This is a genomic window from Prauserella rugosa (assembly GCF_000719975.1).
Lineage (GTDB): Bacteria > Actinomycetota > Actinomycetes > Mycobacteriales > Pseudonocardiaceae > Prauserella > Prauserella rugosa.
The window spans coordinates 66,113-82,563 of record NZ_JOIJ01000013.1; the positions used below are offsets into that span (position 1 = coordinate 66,113).

Here is a 16,451-nt window from a genome sequence, read left to right on the forward strand (position 1 = left end):
ATGGGCGAAGTCAACGCAGTGAACGCCGCCAAGGAGCGACTGCGGAGGTTCGCCGAACACGAGGCCGCGGGCATCTCGCCGCTGTATGCCCACCTGGCCGAACACGCGGCGGACGACGACGAGATCGCGGGCCTGCTCGCCGAGGCGGGCACGGAGGCCGACGCGCATCCGACGCTGCTGTTCGCGGTGGCGCACCGACTGATCCAGGCCGACCCGATTCATCCGCTGTCGCGCTACTACCCGTCGCTCGGCGGTATGGACGGCGTCGACGGGGCCACCTGGCCCGAGTTCCGCAACTTCCTCCTCGAGCGCGCCGACCGCGTGCGCGCGCTCGTCCGTGAACGCTTCACGCAGACCAACGAGGTCAACCGGGCGGCGGTGCTGTATCCCGCGGTGGCCCGCGCGGCGAAGGCGGCCAAGGGCAAGGTGGGCCTGCTCGAGATCGGCTGCAGTGCGGGTCTGCTGCTGGGCATGGACCGGTTCGCGTACCAGTACCGGCTTCCCGGCGGTGAGCAGTTGGCGGCCGGTCCGAAGAAGACGCCCGTGGGCCTGCACTGTGCCGTGGAGCTCGCCGACGGTGCCGCGGCGCCTGCCGTCCCCGCGAAGCTGAACGTCGCGGCCAAGGTGGGTCTGGACCGCCATCCCGTCGACGCCCAGGACGACGAGGAGCTGGCGTGGCTCGAGGCGTGCGTGTGGGCGGACCAGCCGGACCGGATCCGCATGCTCCGCACCGCCGCGGCAGCCCAGGCCAAGGACACGCCCGAGCTCGTCGAGGGCGACGCCGTGAACGACCTGGCCACGGCCGCCGAGCGGGTGCCCGAGGAGCTCCCGCTGGTGGTGTTCACCAGTCACGTGACGGCCTACCTGGATGCCGATCGGCGAGAGGCGTTCGTCACTGCCCTGGGTGAACTCGCCGGGCGCAGGCGGTTGTGGTGGGCCTCGCTCGAGGCGTACGAGGCCGGCCTCGCCGGGGTGCTGCCCGGCAGGGACGAGCTGGCCTATGCGGAGACCGCCCGGCCGACCCTCGGGCTCGTGACCTGGGAGAACGACACACCGAACGCACAGGCGCTCGCGCTGGCCGATCCGCACGGCCAGCGGATGACGTGGCTCGGTGGGTAACAGTCCGTGAACGAAGGGTGGCCTCAGTCCGCGTCGTGAGGCAGGGCACTCCATGCACGCAACGTGTCGGCGAGTCCCCCGACCAGCCCTCCCGTGCGGTCCAACAGAGTGAAGGTGTCGGTGTCGATCCACCGGGCGTCGGAGGCGTCGTCGCCCGCCTGCAGTCGTCCCCCGAGGACGCGGCAGCGGTAGTCGTGGATGACGAACGGATCGCGCAGGACAGTGCCCACGAGTGCGCCCGGTTCGACGTCGAGGCCGGTTTCCTCGGCGAGCTCGCGCACCACTGCCGCGTGATCGGTCTCGCCCGCCTCTACCCGGCCTCCCGGCACCGACCACAGCCCGCGTCCTGGATCGTTCGCACGCCGGATGAGCAGGAGCCGGCCGGCCTCGTCGTGGACGATCCCGCCCACACAGCGAACGTGGCTCACACCGATTCGACCCCGCAGTCACAGTCCGTAGCAGTCGAGCTACGATCTTCGCGCGCACTGCCCCAAGTGCAGGACTTACCTCCCGTAGCGACAGGCAGTGCGGTACAAACTTAGTGGCACCTCAGTCAACAGGTCCAACCAACTGGTCTTGCACTCGAGAGACGGGATTGATCGCCGTGAACGCGAAGAAGCTCGCAGGAATTGCCGCTATCGCGTTGGTTCTGTTCTTCGTGATCGCCCAGCCAGGTCAAGCTGCGGGTTTTGTCAACAACATCATCGGCTTCCTGCGCGACGCCGCTGAAGCCGTGATCACGTTCGTCAGCAACATCTTCACCTGACGAGCGCTACGCTCGACCTATGTTCGCGCCACGCGACCCTGACGAGTACCTGCTCGACACCGAACGCCGGGTGATCCGCATCCGGCGGCACTGGGCGTGTCTCGGGTGGAACATGTTCGAGGCCATCGCGATGATCGCGATCTGCGTGATGATCTCGTACATCCTCCCGCCCGCGGCGTGGGTGTTGCAGAACATCCTCTGGTACGTCGCGTTCGTCGTCGTGCTCTGGTTCGCCTACAAGGTGATCGAGTGGTGGGTCGAACGGCTGGTGGTGACCGACAAGCGGTTCATCATGACCAAGGGCGTCTGGACCACGCAGGTGCTGATGATGCCGATCACGAAGGTCACCGACCTGACCTACGAGCGGACGTTCGGCGGCCGCATCTTCGGTTACGGCACGATGGTCGTCGAATCGGCCGGTCAGATCCAGGCGCTGAACCGCATCCACTACCTGCCGAACCCCGAGGAGTTCTACGACACCATCTCGGAGCTGGTGTTCGGGGACAAGCAGAAGCAGGCCGAACGGTTCTCGATGATCAAGGCCCAGCGCGCCGCACGCGGTAACAAGCGCAAGAAGGCCGTTCGCTGACGGCCACCGGCCGTCATCCCAGCGCACAGCTTTTCGCGCGGGCGTGTGCTCGCGCACCGGCGCGGCCCGTGGACGGTGCCGTGTTGGACAATGGTGGTCGTGCGCATCGACCTGCATACCCATTCGACGGCCTCCGACGGCACGGACAGCCCGGCTGAGCTCGTCGCCGTCGCGGCTGCGGCCGGTCTCGGTGCCGTGGCCCTGACCGATCACGACACGACCGCCGGATGGCGGGCGGCCGTCGAGGCGTTGCCTTCGGGTATGCGGCTGGTGCCCGGCGCCGAGTTGTCGTGCGAATCGGACGACGGCAGGGGCGGCCGGATCGGCGTGCACCTGTTGGCGTACCTGTTCGACCCGCAGGCCCCGGCCATCGTCGCCGAGCAGCGGCGGTTGCGGGACGAGCGCAGGGCGCGGGTGCGCACGATCGCCGACCGGATGGCGGACGACGGCCTGCCGGTGGACGCCGACGAGATCCTCGACCTGGTGGGCCCCGAAGGGACGGCGGGCAGGCCGCACGTGGCGCAGGCGCTCGTGCGGGCGGGACTGTGCGAGACGGTCGACGAGGCGTTCGCCAACTATCTGTCGGGGCGGCGCGGCTATTACGTGCCGCGGCGCGACACCCCGGTCGAGGAGGCCATCGCCATGATCTCGGCGGCGGGCGGGGTGACCGTGCTGGCCCATCCGTTCGCGTTCGGCAGGCGTCCCACGGTGGCCCCTGAGGTCATCGCCGATCTGGCGCGCCGGGGGCTGACGGGCGTGGAGGTGGACCATCCCAATCACGACCCGGCCGCGCGCGAGGAACTGGGGGCGCTCGCGAAGGACCTCGGTCTGGTGCGTACCGGGTCGAGCGACTACCACGGCACCAACAAGACCATCGGGATCGGACAGGAGGCGACGGCCGTCGAGGAGTTCGAGGCGCTCGTCGCGCAGGCCACCGGTACGGGCGTCGAGGTCGGCTGACGATGGACTACTTCAACCTGACGATCTTCATCGAGGCCACGATCACGCTGGTGGTCATCATGGACCCGCCCGGCACGGTGCCGGTGTTCCTGAGCCTGGTCGGCCGCAAGCCGCCGGCGGCGCGGGCGCGCGCGGCGCTGCAGGCGGTGCTGGTGTCGTTTCTCGTGGTCGCGTTGTTCGCGGTGGCGGGGCAGGCGATCCTGGCCTACCTCGGCATCGGCATTCCCGCGTTGCAGGGCGCCGGCGGTCTGCTGCTGTTGTTGATCGCTCTGGAGCTGTTGACCAGCAAGGGCGGGGCGGAGCCGGAGGCGGCCGACGACGTCAACGTGGCGTTGGTGCCGTTGGGTACACCGCTGCTGGCGGGTCCGGGTGCGATCGCGGCGACGATCGTGTTCGTCAGGGAAGCGAACGGGCATCTGGGCGGCTATGTCGCGCTGGGGTGCGCGATCGTCGCGGTCCACGTGATCCTGTGGGCGTGCATGCGGTACTCGGGCGTGCTGATCAAGGTGCTGCGGGAGAGCGGCATCACGCTGCTGGCGAAGATCGCGGGTCTGTTGCTGGCCGCGATCGCGGTGCAGCTGGTCGCCGACGCGGTGCGCGGTTTCATCGCCGGCGCGTGAGCTGTCGGGAGGTGTCGATACGCTGCGCCGGATGGAGCAACTGGGGTTCGATTTCGGGGTGCAGCCGCGCCGGCTGATGAAGGTGACGCCTGCGCGGTTGTCGACGTTCGACGACTGTCCGCGGCGGTATCGGCTCGCGTACGTCGACCGCCCGACGCCGCAGCGCACGGGACCGTGGGCGCACAGCACGCTGGGTGCGGTGGTGCACAACGCGCTGCGGGAGCTGTTCGACCTGCCGGCGGCCGAGCGCACGTCCGCCCGCGCGGCCGCGTTGGTCGGCGCGCATTGGAAGGACGCCGGGTTCGCCGACGCGGAGCAGGCGGCCGAGTACCGGCGGATCGCCAAGGAGTGGGTGGCCGACTACGTGGAGACGCACGACGTCGGCGCCGATCCGCGCGGCCTCGAGCGGTGGGTGTCGGCGCCGACGTCCGGCGACGGCGGGCACGCGTCGATGATCGTCGAGGGCAGGGCCGACCGGATCGACGAACGCGACGGCGAGCTGGTGATCGTCGACTACAAGACGGGCAGGCGCACGCCGGACGAGGCGGAGGCGCGGTCGTCGCAGGCGTTGGCGTTGTACGCCGTGGCGGCCGAGCGCACGTTGCGGACGCCGTGTCGCCGGGTCGAGCTGCATCATGTGCCGACGGGCACGGTGGCGGCGGCCGAGCACACGGACGAGAGTCTGCGGCGTCAGCTCACCCGCGCCGAGGAGACGGCGACCGATGTGCAGGATGCGACGGATAAGCTGAGCGCGGGCGGCGACCCCGACGAGTTGTTTCCCGCCCGCACCGGTCGCCGCTGTTCGTGGTGCGATTTCCGTCCGAGTTGTCCTGTTGGGCAGGCGGCGGCGCCTGCGGCACGGTCGTGGGAGCTGCTCGCGCCCACCCGGGTCGACGCCGCGGGTGCGGATCGGCCGGGTGGCGATGGGGGAGACGCCGGGAGCTTCCGTGCCGAATGACCTGAACAGGACAACCATGACCGCCGACCGCACCGAACCGCTGGAGCAGCCCGTGAACGAGCCGGAACGGTCGCGGGCCGGTGGGCGGGCCTGGCGTGGGTTCACGGGGTCGGTTGCCGCGGGGCTGGCGGCGTTGGCGGTGGTCGTGACGGTGGCGTCCGGGGTGTCGGATTCGGGCGGGCCGGGGGCGTCGGTCGTTGTGTGGCACATCGTGGCGGCGGTGGCTGCGCTCGGTTTGCAGGTGGTGTTCGTCGACCGGCGTCAGGGCGCGGTGGCGGGCACGGCGGGGCTGGGTGTCCTTGTGGTGACGGGCGTCCTCCTGTGGACGTGCTGGTGGGCCTGAGCGCGATGGCGCGCGTTGTGGTTCTGGGGGCGCGTGTTGCGGTTCTGGGGGCTCGTGTTGTGAATTCGGGGGCTCGTTTTGCGGATCCGGGGACTCGTGTTGTCCCCGGACCCACAATGTGAGCGCCCCGTAACCCGCAACACGCGCCCCTGAGGTCGCAACACGCGCCCCGAACCGCGGTCAGGCTGAGTCGGTCACCTTGACGACCTGGGCGGGTACGCCGGCGACGAGGGTGCCGGGGGGAACGTCGCGGGTGACGACGGAGCCGGCGGCGACGACGGAACCGGCGCCGAGTGTCACGCCCTGCGTGATGACGGCTGCGGCGCCGATCCACACGTCGTCCTCGATGACGATCGGGGCGAAGGAGAGGTACTCGCGACGTTCGGCGAGCGGCAGCGGGTGGCCGCCGGTGATGAGGCTGACCTTCGGGGCGATCATGACACCGTTGCCGATGCGGATCCCGCCCTTGTCCATGAAGGTGCAGCCCTGGTTGACGAAGACGTTCTCCCCGAACGTCGTGTTCAGCCCGTGCTCGGTGAAGAACGGTGGATAGATGGTCACCGACTCCGGAAGCGGCCCCCCGAACACAACGGACAGTAGTTCGGCGCGTGCGTGGACGTCGCTGAACGGCACGGTGTTCAAGCGCGACGTCGCGTCGGTGACTTCCGCGATGCGTTCCGTGTGCTGAGCGAATTCCGGACTGTGGGCGTACATGATCTGATCTGTTCGGGTCGACATGCGCTGATCCCAGCGCGTCCGCCGCGTCGGATCAAACAACCGACACAAACCGCGGTAACAACCTTTGGTTGTGTGGCTACCGTGGCCGGGTGGATGTCGACGCATTGCGTACCTTCGTGGCCGTCGCCGGGACCGGCCAGTTCCAGGCGGCGGCGGACGAGCTGCGGGTCAGCCAACAGGCGGTGTCGAAACGGATCGCGGCGCTGGAGCGACACCTGGGGGTCACGCTGCTGGTCCGGACCTCACGCGGCTCCTCGCTGAGTCTGGACGGGCAGGTGTTCCTCCCGCACGCCAGGAAGGTTCTCGCGACGCTCGAGCAGGCCGAGCGGTCGGTGCGGCCCGGGGCCAGGCCGTTGCGTGTCGACGTGCTCAACCGGCGCATCGCTCCGGCCCAGGCCGTGTACCGGTTCTATCGCAGCCGCGCCGAGCCGAATCTCGACGTGGTGACGTTGGGCGATGCGAACGCCGGCCAGGCCGTGCGTGCGGTGCTCGAGGGAACCGTCGATGCGTCCTTTCGCGCCCTTCCCGACGACGAGATTCCCGCGGGAATCAGCGCCGAGCGGATCCTCGACACTCCGTTGGAGCTGCTCGTGGGGCCTGCCCACGCGTTGGCCGATGCAGCGTGGGTTCGGCCTGCCGACCTGGTGCGGCATCGCATCTGGATTCCCGGGATCCGACAGGGAACGGAGTGGGAGGCGTACTACCGGGCGCTGTCGGAGGCCTTCAACCTGAGTATCGATGCGCTCGGACCGCACTTCGGCGACGAGGCGTTGATGGACGCGCTGGCCGATTCGGGTTCACTGGCGACTCTCGTCGGCGCAGGCGATCGGTACCTGTGGCCCGAGAGTCACGACCTGCGCCGAATCCCGTTGCACGAGCCGACTCCCGTCTACCCCCACGTGCTGGTGGCACGCCGGGAGAGCCGGCACCCGCTGCTGAGGGAACTACGCGACCATCTGCGCGCCACCGCGCCGCGAACCGACGGCGACATGTGGGTCCCCGACTGGATCGCCATCGGCCTCCCCTGAACCGGCAACACGGGCTCCCGAGTCCGCAACACGCGTCCCCGGATCCGCAACACGGGCTCCCGGATCCGCAACACGCGCCCCCGAGTCCGCAACACGGGGCCCTGGACCCGCGACACGGGGGTCAAAGCCAGGCTCGCCATTCGGCGAGGAGGATGTCGAGCAGGGCGTGGGGGTTCTCGGTGTTGGGGGAGTGGGCGGCGCCGGTGACGACGGCGAAGGTCGCGGCAAGCCTGCGGGCCATGTCCTTCTGCTGGTCCACCGGCCAGGCGTCGTCGTGTTCGCCCGAGACCACGAGGGCGGGACGATCGCCGAGCGCGGCCGCGAGTTCGTCGGTGCGGTCCGATTCGGTGCGCAGCGCGTGCGCCATGCCGAGCAGTCCGGCAGCACTGGAGTTGACGAACCGGTCGCGCAGGAAGGCACGCAACTGCGCGCTGGGCGGACCGCCGAGCTGCTCGCGAAGGGCGTACACCGCCTCGATGCCGTGTTCGCGCAGCAACGGTTCACCGGCCTCGAGCGCCTGGAACCGCAGGCCGTGGGGGAGCTTCTCCGGACCACTGTCGAGCAGGGTCAGCCCGGCGATCGGTGCGCCCGCGAGCACGGCTCCACGGGCGACGAGACCGCCGTAGGAATGTCCGAGCAGGACGACGGGCCGGGCGAACTCGTCGGCGAGGTCGGCGACCAGTTCCGCGACGAGCGCGCCGAGGCGGTCGGGCAGGTAGGCGTCCTCGTCATCCGGGCCCGGCGACTCGTACTGGCCGGGCAGGTCGATCGCCACCGGGTGCAGCCCGCCGTCGGCCAGTCCGTCGAGGAGCGGTGCGAAGTCCTCTTTGGATCCGGTGTATCCGGGGACGAGCAGCGCGGTGCCGATCGGGTCGACGTCGGCCGCGGGCTCGGGCCCCGACAGCGCCGCGACGTCACCCGCCAGCGTCAGGCGCTGCGCACCGTGCGGAGAGAGCTGAGAGAACGTCGTCATCGCAATCCCACCACCGTGTCACCGCGTTGTTCCAGGAGTACGGGTCCGGCTGCGGCCATCTCGATCGGCCCGCGGTAGTCGCCGCGGTCGAGCGCGATCGTGCGCACGGTCCGGCCGTCGGCCGGATCCAGCACGGCGAGCCCGCCGCCGATCGGCGTGACGTAACGGCCCGCGTAGGCGACCCCGGCCCCGCGCGTGTTGTGCACCGTCCACCGCGGAGACAGGTCCTCTGTGGACAGCGCGATGGTCCGCGATCCGGTGAACCAGTAGACGTTCTCGGGTCCGCGTGCCGTCGGCAGCACCCCGTCGTCGGGCTCGGCGTCCAGATCGGACTGCGGAACGTCGAGGGGATACCGCAGGCGTTCGTTGCCCTTCGGGTCGTAGAGCACCAGTTCCCGCGCCTGGGGAAGCACCACGGCCGAACCGCCAGGCACCATCGCGACGAGCTTGGCGCGGCGCTCGGGCAGCGAGACGGAGAACTCCTCCTCCGGCTGGTCCGATTCGTCGGGCGCGGCCTTGAGGACCGTCAGCCGCGCGCCGTCCTCGCCGGGGCAGCGTTCGATCACGCCGACTCTGCCCGCCGCCGCGGCGACGGTCCCGTACCGGCAGTTCGGACGCGGTTGGTAGCCGGCGTTGACCTGCGCGTACACCCGGCCGAACTCCATGCTCTTGACGAGATCGTCGCGCCAGGTGTTGAGCAGACGTTCGCCCGTCGCCGTGACGTAACCGCCGTCGCCGACGAGCCGGGTGCCGAGCTCGGCGTCCCCGTTGCGCTGCGCCGTGCGGTGCCCTGTCCTCGCGTCCAGCTGGGTGACCTCGCTGCACCCGTCCGACTTCCGGTACACGGCCAGCGCCCGGTCCCATTCGGACCCGACGGTGCACAGCGGCAGATCACGGGCGTAGCGCCACCGCTGCTGTCCGGACGCGGCGTCCCGGCCGACGACCTCGCCGCCCGAGGCCGTGACGACCATGCCTGCCTCGGACACCGGGACGGGCGTCGCTCCGCTCGGTGCGCGCCAGGCCTCGTTCAGCGTCGACGGCACGTCGGCGGGTTGTGCGGGCGTGCCCTCGGGTGGGGGAGCGGTCTCGCTGACGGTCGCCCTGCTGTCGCTGCCCGCCCACACGGCGAGGCCCGCGACGAGCGCGGCAACCGCGATGACCGCGGCGGTCACCCGGTCACGCCTCCGGTTCCACGGAGAACGGCGGCCCCGCACCTTCGTGGGTGCGGAGCCGCCGTCTGCGGGGCCGGTCGCCGCGCCCTCGGGCGCGGATGATTCGGTCGAGCTCACGAGCTCAGTCTGCCGTGGCCGACGTTTCGCTCGCGTGTGCGTTGGTCGCGCTCTGCTGAGCCTGGCCCGCGCCGGAGCCGCCGCGACCCCGGCCACCGCGCCGCCTGCGGCGCCGGGCGGGACGTTCCCCTGCCTCGGACTGGCCCTCGGTGGACGCGGCCTTCTCCGTGGTGGCGTGGCTCTCGGTCGCCGGCTTGGAACCGCTGCCGCCGCCGCGCGTGCGACGCCGCGAACGTGACCTGCCCGAACCGGACTCGGAGTTCTCGGCGCCCTCACCGGTGGCCTGCGCGTCGTCCCCGGAACCGGACGACTTGGCACCGCGGGTGCGCTTGCGCGGCTTGCGGGTCCGCGACCTGCCGGAACCGCCGTCGTCCGAACCGGAGGAGCGGCTGCGCCGCTTGTCGCCCAGGTCCTCGGCGTCCTCGGCGGCCAGGCCGGCACGGGTGCGCTTGCTCAGCGGCAGCCTGCCCGTGGCGTCCTCGGGGATGTCGAGGTCGGTGAAGATGTGCTTCGACGTCGAGTACGTCTCGACCGGTTCGGGCTGGCCGAGGCCGAGCTCGTCGGAGATGAGCTTCCAACGAGGGATCTCGTCCCAGTCCACCAGCGTCACGGCGACGCCGGTCTTGCCCGCACGGCCGGTGCGCCCGATGCGGTGCACGTAGGTCTTCTCGTCCTCGGGCATCTGGTAGTTGATGACGTGCGTGACGTCGTCCACGTCGATGCCGCGCGCGGCGACGTCGGTGGCCACCAGCACGTCGACCTTGCCGGACCGGAACGCCCGCAGCGCCTGCTCCCGGGCGCCCTGACCGAGGTCGCCGTGCACGGCCGCCGCGGCGAAGCCGCGCTCGCTGAGCTCGTCGGCCACCTTCTGGGCGGTGCGCTTGGTGCGGGTGAAGATCATCGTCAGGCCACGTCCCGCGGCCTGCAGCACCTTCGCCACCAGCTCCGGCTTGTCCAGCGAGTGCGCCCGGTAGATGAACTGCGTGGTGCGCTCGTGGACGGCGCCCGCGTCGTTCTCCTCGGCGCGGATGTGCGTCGGCTGGGTCAGGAACGTCCTGGCCAGGTTGATGATCGGGCCCGGCATGGTCGCCGAGAACAGCATGGTCTGCCGCTCGTCGGGCACCATCCGCAGGATGCGCTCGATGTCGGGCAGGAAGCCCAGGTCGAGCATCTCGTCGGCCTCGTCGAGCACCAGCGAGCGGATCTTGCCGAGCACCAGGTGGCGCTGTTCGGCCAGGTCGAGCAGCCTGCCCGGCGTGCCGACCACGATGTCGACGCCCTTGCGGAGCGCCTCGATCTGCGGCTCGTAAGGGCGGCCGCCGTAGATCGACTCGACGGTGATGCCGAGGTTCGCACCGGCCTCGGCCAGGTCCTTGGTCACCTGCACACACAGCTCGCGCGTCGGGACGACGACGAGTGCCTGCGGCGTGCCGTCGCCTGGCGTCTCGAGCCGCTGCAGGAGCGGGACGCCGAAGCCGAGGGTCTTGCCCATGCCGGTCCTGGCCTGCCCGATGACGTCGTCGCCCTTGAGCGCGAGCGGCAGGGTCAGTGCCTGGATGGCGAAGGTGCGGTGTTTGCCGGACGCCTCGAGCGCCGACACGATCTCCGGCCGGATGCCGAACTCGGCGAACGTCGGGGTGTCGGCCTCGGCTGCGGCCTGCGACACGTCGGGCTGCAGGTCCGAGGTGCCCGAGACACCCGAGGCGCCTTCGGTGGTTTCGATGTCGTTGTCGTTCTGCGGATTCCCGGTCGCGGCCTTATCCGTCTCGGTGGCCGCGGAGTCCGAAGTACCCGCTGTCGTCTGATCTTGAGTGATTTCCGATCGCCTCTCTCATACCGGCGCGCAAGCCAGGCATTACCGCGATGGCTCGACCACACTCACATACTGGCTTTTCGCGTTTTCGATCAGCGAAAAAAGCCGGTGTGGGAACATCGCCGAGGCGTGCACGCACATTGCCTCCCACCTGCGTGTTCCCCGTCGCCGATCAGTCGGTGCCGGCCACGTCGGCGGGCTCGCCGGCGCCGGAACACGAGTGGTGAGAATCGCTCTCGCCTCCAGAGTGTACAGAGACGGGCCCGCATATCGGGACAGCCGTAGCGACTTCGATCACGTGTCGTTGGTAACTGCCGGCCGGATTCGGGCCTCGACTACGGTGAACGCCGTGACGGAGGCGCATGGGGAAATCAGTACCGGGGTCGTGGATCTGCTCGGAGTGCTGGCGTACAGCGAGTTGTCGGCGTTCGACCGGCTCGCCGAGGACGCGAGGTCAGCTCCGACGCTGGCGGGCAGGGCCGCGCTGGCTTCGATGGCGGCGGCCGAGATCGGCCACTACGAGATGCTCGCGAAGCATCTGCACGCCCACGGCGCGTCGGTCGAGGAGGCCATGCAGCCGTTCCGCAAGCACATCGACGCCTTCCAGCAGTCGACGGCGCCGCGCACGTGGCACGAGTCGCTGGTCAAGGCCTACGTCGTGGACAACCTCGCCGCGGACCTGTACCGGGAGCTCGCGGGGGTGCTCGACGACGAGGTGCGCGAGCTCGTGCTGACGGTGCTCGCCGACACCGGGCACTCGGCGTTCGCCGAACGCGAGGTCGCGGCCGCCATCGAGGCCGACAGCACGCAACGCGACCGGCTGGCGTTGTGGTCCCGGCGCCTGCTGGGTGAGGCGCTCACCCAGGCGCAGTACGTCGTGGCCGAGCGGGACGGTCTGGCCGAGCTCATCGTCGCCGGATCGGTCGACCTGACGGGCATCGCGGCGCTGTTCCGCAGGCTGCAGCAGGGCCATGCCAAACGCATGCAGGTGCTGGGCCTGGGCTGACCGCACTCCGCTCCCGTGGACCGGCAGGCGAGGCCCGGGCGCCCGCGGGGCGGGTGAGCTGTGGGCGAACGCCCGGGCGGATCGCCGAGGCGGCGCGCTAGCCTGGACGGTGAACGAGCAGGTCACTTTTCGCAGCGGAGGTTGCACGTGGAGGTCAAGATCGGCATCAAGGACACCCCGCGGGAACTGGTGGTGTCCAGCGGCCAGACGGCCGAGGAGGTCGAGAAGCTGGTCGCCGACGCACTCGGCGCCTCCGACGGCCTGTTCAGCCTGACCGACGACAAGGGCCGCAAGTACCTGGTCCCTTCCGACCGGATCGCCTACGTCGAGATCGCGCCGTCGGACGTCCGCCGCGTCGGCTTCGCCGTCGGCAACTGACACTCGCCGGCACCGGAGGCCGAGCCGGTCCCGCATCAGCACCGAGGCGCCGCACCCCAGTCGGGTGCGGCGCCTCGTTCCGTTCCGGGCTCAGGCGGTCGCCTCGATCTCCTCGAGGGTGGTCGGCACGGTGAACGGCGGCGTGCTGGTGCCCATGATGCGGTAGCGGTCCCACGGGTCCGGGTCGGAGATCTCGCCGTCGGCCGCGCCCTCCGGGGTGCGTAGCCGCACCTTCTTCTTGCGGCCGCCTGCCAGTTCCATGAGTTCGTCGTGCGGCTTGATCCGCCCGTACCAGCGGTAGTAGCCGTCGATGGGCTGGAAGTGGCCGCGCAGGTCGACCTCGACCGTCAGCTCCTTCTCGTCGACCACCAGCGTCGCGCGCCCCTGGTAGCCGTCCTCCCCGTGATCTCCGTGAACTGCGTGGTCTTCGTGAGCTCCGTGGTTCTCGTGCTCGCTCATCGGGCCTCTCCAGCGTCGTCGGTGGTGGGCACGTCGGTGTCGTCCGAACGGTTGAACTGAACGATCTTGTTGGCGTCCACCGGCCGGTCGGGGTCGATGCGGATGCCGTGTTGCCTGGCCAGGCCGTCGATGGCGGCCCAGATGATCTGCGTGAGGTACTCCACGACGGCGTCGCGGCTCATGGTGCGCTTGGCCAGCCACCACTCGCCGGTGTTGTGGACCATCCCGACGACGCCGTGCGCCCACGGTTCGGCGGCACCGGAGTCGACGTTGAACATGCGCAGGTAGTCGCCGAGCAGTGCGGTCACGGCGTTGGCGATGAGGGCCTTGTCCTCGGCCACGACGTCGGTGACGTCGCCGTCCAGCGGCCGGTCGGCGAACCGCCTGCGGGCCAGCAGCCGGTACAGGTTGGGGTGCTCCTCGAGCACGGTGAAGAACGCGTCGAGTGCCATGCGGATGCGCGGCACGGGCGCGAGTTCGGTGTTGATCGCGGGCATCAGCCGTTCGAACAGGATCTCGGTGCCGCGGTCGCCGAGTGCGAGGTAGAGGTCGGCCTTGTCCTCGAAGTGCCGGTAGAGCACCGGTTTCGTCACGCCCGCCGCGGCGGCGACGTGCTCCATGCCCAGGTCGGGTCCGTGCTCCTCGAGGGCTTCCAGCGCGGCGTCGACGAACTCGGCCCTGCGGGCGATGCGGTGTTTACGCCATCGGTCCCGCCTGGCATCGCCGCTCTTGCCACCACCCTGGGTGCCACTTCTGGGTGTGCCCTTGCCGGGCGTCTTGTCGCTTCCCTGCTTGACACGGTCGACCATGCACCGCATGCTACCAGAAGTAACTGTTACCGGAAGTTACAGAAACCTCCGGGCAGGGACGTCGGACATCCGAACAGAGACGTCGGAACAGTGCCGTTCCGCAGGCGGGAAGGTGGTGGCCGCGATGACGCGGACCCTGGACGACGGCGGCCGGGAGAAGACCGCCGAGCGGCTCCTGAAGTCGTCGGCGAACAAGTTCTACGACCCCGAGGTCGACATCGACTGGGATGCGCCTCTCGTCGAGGGCAAGCGGTTCATCCCGGAGGAGCGCTCCAGCCTGTACGGCACCGACCTGTGGGAGCAGCTCACCCCCGAGCAGCGCATCGAACTCGGCAAGCACGAGATGGCCAGCATCGCCACCAACGGCATCTGGTTCGAGGTCATCCTCATGCAGCTGTTGCTCAAGGAGGTCGACAACGGCGATCCGACCACGAGCCACGCGCAGTACGCGCTGACCGAGATCGCCGACGAGTGCCGACACTCCACGATGTTCGCGCGCATGTCCAACACGCTCGGCTGCCCGCACTACGGCCCGGTGAAGTGGCGCCACAAGCTGGCCAAGATCCTGCCGATCATCGGCTACGGCCCCGCACTGTACGGCTCGATCCTGATCGCCGAGGAGATCCTCGACCGGCTGCAGCGCGAGCAGATGAACGACCCGCAGATCCAGCCGCTGGTGCGCATGGTGAACCGCATCCACGTGCTGGAGGAGGCGCGGCACGTCACGTTCGCGCGGGAAGAGGTCACCCGGCGCATCAAGGGCATGGGCAAGGTCGAACTGGCCTACCAGCGCTGGCTCATCGCGTTCGTGTCCTGGCACATCACCCGCAGCCTGATCAACCCGCACGTCTACAAGGCCGTGGGCATCCGGCCGAAGGACGGTTACCAGGCGGCGCTGAACAACCCGCACTGGCGGGCCACGCTGCTGTTCTCGGGCGAGAAGATCATGCCGTTCCTCGACGAGGCGGGTCTGGTCGGTGCGCCGGGGATGCGCCTGTGGCGCAGCGCAGGCCTGCTGCCGGCGAAGTGAGGCCGCCGGTGTCGCAGGTCATCACCTCGGACGGGACTCGGCTGAACGTCGAGATCCGGGAGCCGCGTTCGGCCCCTACGGTGACGGTCGTGCTGGTCCACGGGTGGACGCAGGATCTGCGCACGTGGGATCACGTGGTCACCGGGTTGGCGCGGCGCTCGGGTTCGATGCGCCTGGTTCGCTACGACCTGCGCGGTCACGGCGACTCCGAGCCCGCCGCGCCCGGCACGGCCACGATCGAGCGGCTGGCCGACGACCTGGCCGAGATCATCGCCGAGACCGCACCCTCGGGTCCGCTCGTGCTCGCGGGCCACTCCATGGGCGGCATGACGATGATGGCGCTGGCCGACCGCCACCCGGACCTCGTGCGCACGCGCGTTGCCGGCGCGGCGTTCGTGGCGACGTCGTCGGGAAACATGGATCGCATCACCCTGGGACTTCCGGGCGCGCTGGGCAGGGGTGCAGCGCGGCTGGAACGCCGGCTCGCGAGGCTGATGCTCGCGTACCGGCGGGAGCGGTTGCCCGTCGGCGGTCTGCCGGCGCGGCTGGGTGCACGGATGTTGGTGTTCGGGAAGAAGCCGCACGCCGACGACGTCAAGTGCGTCGCGGCGCAGTTGCGCAAGGCTCATCCCCGCAGCGTGGGCGGGTTCCAGAACGCCATCTCCCTGCACAACCGCTCGACGGCGCTGGCGGCGCTGCGCACGGTGCCGACCGTGGTGCTCGTGGGCGATTGCGACCGGCTCACGCCCGTCGAGCACGCCGAGGCGATCGTGAAGGAGTTGCCGGACGCGCGACTGGTGCTGTTCCCCGGCGCGGGGCACATGATCACCCAGGAACGCCATCCCGGGGTCACCGACGCGATCCTCGGTCTCGTCGAGGACGCCTCGGCGGTTGCCGCTACTGCTGGTTCTGCAGCGGGAAGCCGGCGCCGATCCCACGCCACGCCAGCGTCGCGGTGAGGCGCACGGCGTCGTCACGGCTGACGTCGGCGTCCTGGTCGAGCCAGTAGCGGGCGCTGACCTGGCTCATGCCGACGAGGCCGACGGCGAGCAGCCGGGCGCGCTCGGCGTCCAGGCCGGCGTCCGACATGATCGTCTTGGCGATCGCGTCGACGGTCGCGGTGGTGGCCCTGTCGACGGCGCGCTGCACGTCGGGCTCGCCGCGCAGGTCCGATTCGAAGACCATGCGGAACGCGCCCACGTCGCCGTTGACGAAGTCGAAGAACGCACCGACGGCGTTGTGCACGCGCTGCTTGTTGTCCGTGGTGGAGCCGAGCGCTTCCTCGACGGCGCGCACGAGGGTGTCGACGTGGCTTTCCAGCAGCGCGATGTAGAGGTCGAGCTTGCCGGGGAAGTGCTGGTACAGCACGGGCTTGCTCACTCCGGCCTGTTCGGCGATGTCGTCCATCGCGGCCGAGTGATAGCCGTTCGCGGCGAACACCTGCTGTGCCGCGTCCAGCAGCTGGGCACGTCGTTCCGTGCGGGGCAACCGCACGCCCTTGCCGTGCGCCGTCTCAGTCATCTCTCGCCTCCATACTTCTCGCCGCACATTACTCGCCGGTATGTAAGGAACG

20 protein-coding genes are annotated in these 16,451 nt (G+C 69.9%); 12 read left to right on the forward strand and 8 right to left on the reverse strand.

Annotated features, from left to right (window positions below; genetic code table 11):
• Positions 1 to 1,119: a DUF2332 domain-containing protein gene (locus IF64_RS0118020; RefSeq protein WP_030533311.1), complete on the forward strand. Its 1,119-nt coding sequence runs from the start codon at positions 1 to 3 to the stop codon at positions 1,117 to 1,119.
• Positions 1,120 to 1,142: 23 nt separating this feature from the next.
• On the opposite strand, the gene IF64_RS0118025 is transcribed toward IF64_RS0118020, so the two are convergent.
• Positions 1,143 to 1,529, reverse strand: coding sequence for an NUDIX hydrolase (locus tag IF64_RS0118025; RefSeq protein ID WP_246134843.1), 387 nt, complete (start codon positions 1,527 to 1,529; stop codon positions 1,143 to 1,145).
• Between the two features lie 194 nt (positions 1,530 to 1,723).
• Here IF64_RS0118025 and IF64_RS27215 point away from each other — a divergent pair, with 194 nt between their 5' ends.
• From IF64_RS27215 to IF64_RS27220, 6 genes are all read left to right on the forward strand, one after another.
• Positions 1,724 to 1,885: a hypothetical protein gene (locus tag IF64_RS27215; protein WP_048807459.1), complete on the forward strand. Its 162-nt coding sequence runs from the start codon at positions 1,724 to 1,726 to the stop codon at positions 1,883 to 1,885.
• 19 nt (positions 1,886 to 1,904) lie between these two features.
• Positions 1,905 to 2,474, forward strand: a complete 570-nt coding sequence (locus IF64_RS0118035; RefSeq protein WP_030533313.1) for a PH domain-containing protein — start codon at positions 1,905 to 1,907, stop codon at positions 2,472 to 2,474.
• 90 nt (positions 2,475 to 2,564) lie between these two features.
• Positions 2,565 to 3,434 carry a PHP domain-containing protein gene (locus IF64_RS0118040; RefSeq protein ID WP_030533314.1) on the forward strand — a complete coding sequence of 290 codons (870 nt, stop codon included), beginning with the start codon at positions 2,565 to 2,567 and terminating at the stop codon, positions 3,432 to 3,434.
• 2 nt (positions 3,435 to 3,436) lie between these two features.
• A complete protein-coding gene (locus IF64_RS0118045) occupies positions 3,437 to 4,054 on the forward strand; it encodes a MarC family protein (protein ID WP_030533315.1) in 618 nt (205 codons plus the stop codon).
• 31 nt (positions 4,055 to 4,085) lie between these two features.
• On the forward strand, positions 4,086 to 5,012 hold the full coding sequence (locus IF64_RS0118050; protein ID WP_051757959.1) for a RecB family exonuclease: 927 nt from the start codon (positions 4,086 to 4,088) through the stop codon (positions 5,010 to 5,012).
• A gap of 16 nt (positions 5,013 to 5,028) precedes the next feature.
• Positions 5,029 to 5,355 (forward strand): hypothetical protein, encoded by a 327-nt coding sequence (locus IF64_RS27220; protein ID WP_036877058.1) that lies wholly within the window; start codon positions 5,029 to 5,031, stop codon positions 5,353 to 5,355.
• Positions 5,356 to 5,535: 180 nt separating this feature from the next.
• Here IF64_RS27220 and IF64_RS0118060 read toward each other — a convergent pair whose 3' ends face one another.
• Positions 5,536 to 6,093, reverse strand: coding sequence for a sugar O-acetyltransferase (locus IF64_RS0118060; RefSeq protein ID WP_211252610.1), 558 nt, complete (start codon positions 6,091 to 6,093; stop codon positions 5,536 to 5,538).
• A gap of 89 nt (positions 6,094 to 6,182) precedes the next feature.
• On the opposite strand from IF64_RS0118060, the gene IF64_RS0118065 reads away from it, so the two are divergent.
• The gene (locus IF64_RS0118065) at positions 6,183 to 7,121 is read left to right on the forward strand and encodes a LysR family transcriptional regulator (RefSeq protein ID WP_030533319.1); all 939 of its coding nucleotides are present in this window, start codon (positions 6,183 to 6,185) and stop codon (positions 7,119 to 7,121) included.
• A gap of 121 nt (positions 7,122 to 7,242) precedes the next feature.
• Here IF64_RS0118065 and IF64_RS0118070 read toward each other — a convergent pair whose 3' ends face one another.
• The 3 genes from IF64_RS0118070 to IF64_RS0118085 are packed head-to-tail and all read right to left on the reverse strand — an operon-like array spanning position 7,243 to position 11,049.
• Positions 7,243 to 8,094: an alpha/beta fold hydrolase gene (locus IF64_RS0118070; protein WP_030533320.1), complete on the reverse strand. Its 852-nt coding sequence runs from the start codon at positions 8,092 to 8,094 to the stop codon at positions 7,243 to 7,245.
• Positions 8,091 to 9,383, reverse strand: coding sequence for an Rv3212 family protein (locus IF64_RS0118075; protein WP_084705941.1), 1,293 nt, complete (start codon positions 9,381 to 9,383; stop codon positions 8,091 to 8,093). The genes IF64_RS0118070 and IF64_RS0118075 overlap by 4 nt, the downstream gene beginning before the upstream one ends.
• A gap of 4 nt (positions 9,384 to 9,387) precedes the next feature.
• Positions 9,388 to 11,049 (reverse strand): DEAD/DEAH box helicase, encoded by a 1,662-nt coding sequence (locus tag IF64_RS0118085; protein ID WP_030533321.1) that lies wholly within the window; start codon positions 11,047 to 11,049, stop codon positions 9,388 to 9,390.
• A gap of 496 nt (positions 11,050 to 11,545) precedes the next feature.
• On the opposite strand from IF64_RS0118085, the gene IF64_RS0118090 reads away from it, so the two are divergent.
• Both IF64_RS0118090 and IF64_RS0118095 read left to right on the forward strand, forming a co-directional pair.
• Positions 11,546 to 12,202 carry a ferritin-like fold-containing protein gene (locus IF64_RS0118090; RefSeq protein ID WP_030533322.1) on the forward strand — a complete coding sequence of 219 codons (657 nt, stop codon included), beginning with the start codon at positions 11,546 to 11,548 and terminating at the stop codon, positions 12,200 to 12,202.
• A gap of 147 nt (positions 12,203 to 12,349) precedes the next feature.
• Entirely contained in the window at positions 12,350 to 12,580 is a 231-nt protein-coding gene (locus IF64_RS0118095; protein WP_030533323.1) for a DUF3107 domain-containing protein, read from the forward strand.
• 90 nt (positions 12,581 to 12,670) lie between these two features.
• Here IF64_RS0118095 and IF64_RS0118100 read toward each other — a convergent pair whose 3' ends face one another.
• Complete coding sequence (locus IF64_RS0118100; RefSeq protein ID WP_048807454.1) at positions 12,671 to 13,039, reverse strand: DUF4873 domain-containing protein; 369 nt, start codon at positions 13,037 to 13,039, stop codon at positions 12,671 to 12,673.
• Positions 13,036 to 13,857: a TetR/AcrR family transcriptional regulator gene (locus IF64_RS0118105; protein ID WP_051757960.1), complete on the reverse strand. Its 822-nt coding sequence runs from the start codon at positions 13,855 to 13,857 to the stop codon at positions 13,036 to 13,038. The genes IF64_RS0118100 and IF64_RS0118105 overlap by 4 nt, the downstream gene beginning before the upstream one ends.
• Positions 13,858 to 13,972: 115 nt before the next feature.
• On the opposite strand from IF64_RS0118105, the gene IF64_RS0118110 reads away from it, so the two are divergent.
• Together IF64_RS0118110 and IF64_RS0118115 are read left to right on the forward strand one after the other, a co-directional pair.
• Complete coding sequence (locus tag IF64_RS0118110) at positions 13,973 to 14,878, forward strand: AurF N-oxygenase family protein (protein ID WP_030533326.1); 906 nt, start codon at positions 13,973 to 13,975, stop codon at positions 14,876 to 14,878.
• A gap of 8 nt (positions 14,879 to 14,886) precedes the next feature.
• Positions 14,887 to 15,837 carry an alpha/beta fold hydrolase gene (locus IF64_RS0118115; protein WP_051757968.1) on the forward strand — a complete coding sequence of 317 codons (951 nt, stop codon included), beginning with the start codon at positions 14,887 to 14,889 and terminating at the stop codon, positions 15,835 to 15,837.
• Here IF64_RS0118115 and IF64_RS0118120 read toward each other — a convergent pair.
• Positions 15,776 to 16,399 (reverse strand): TetR/AcrR family transcriptional regulator, encoded by a 624-nt coding sequence (locus IF64_RS0118120; RefSeq protein WP_030533328.1) that lies wholly within the window; start codon positions 16,397 to 16,399, stop codon positions 15,776 to 15,778. The two genes, IF64_RS0118115 and IF64_RS0118120, sit on opposite strands and share 62 nt — an antisense overlap.
• Between the last annotated feature and the right edge of the window lie 52 nt (positions 16,400 to 16,451).

Excerpts from the sequence above, each read along its gene's own strand:
- IF64_RS0118060 (WP_211252610.1), bottom strand. The coding sequence starts at position 6,093 with ATGTCGACCCGAACAGATCAGATCATGTACGCCCACAGTCCGGAATTC.
- IF64_RS0118100 (WP_048807454.1), bottom strand. The coding sequence starts at position 13,039 with ATGAGCGAGCACGAGAACCACGGAGCTCACGAAGACCACGCAGTTCAC.
- IF64_RS0118045 (WP_030533315.1), top strand. The coding sequence starts at position 3,437 with ATGGACTACTTCAACCTGACGATCTTCATCGAGGCCACGATCACGCTG.
- IF64_RS0118035 (WP_030533313.1), top strand. The coding sequence starts at position 1,905 with ATGTTCGCGCCACGCGACCCTGACGAGTACCTGCTCGACACCGAACGC.
- IF64_RS0118105 (WP_051757960.1), bottom strand. The coding sequence starts at position 13,857 with ATGCGGTGCATGGTCGACCGTGTCAAGCAGGGAAGCGACAAGACGCCC.
- IF64_RS0118070 (WP_030533320.1), bottom strand. The coding sequence starts at position 8,094 with ATGACGACGTTCTCTCAGCTCTCTCCGCACGGTGCGCAGCGCCTGACG.
- IF64_RS0118040 (WP_030533314.1), top strand. The coding sequence starts at position 2,565 with ATGGTGGTCGTGCGCATCGACCTGCATACCCATTCGACGGCCTCCGAC.
- IF64_RS0118120 (WP_030533328.1), bottom strand. The coding sequence starts at position 16,399 with ATGACTGAGACGGCGCACGGCAAGGGCGTGCGGTTGCCCCGCACGGAA.
- IF64_RS0118050 (WP_051757959.1), top strand. The coding sequence starts at position 4,086 with ATGGAGCAACTGGGGTTCGATTTCGGGGTGCAGCCGCGCCGGCTGATG.
- IF64_RS0118110 (WP_030533326.1), top strand. The coding sequence starts at position 13,973 with ATGACGCGGACCCTGGACGACGGCGGCCGGGAGAAGACCGCCGAGCGG.
- IF64_RS0118020 (WP_030533311.1), top strand. The coding sequence starts at position 1 with ATGGGCGAAGTCAACGCAGTGAACGCCGCCAAGGAGCGACTGCGGAGG.
- IF64_RS27220 (WP_036877058.1), top strand. The coding sequence starts at position 5,029 with ATGACCGCCGACCGCACCGAACCGCTGGAGCAGCCCGTGAACGAGCCG.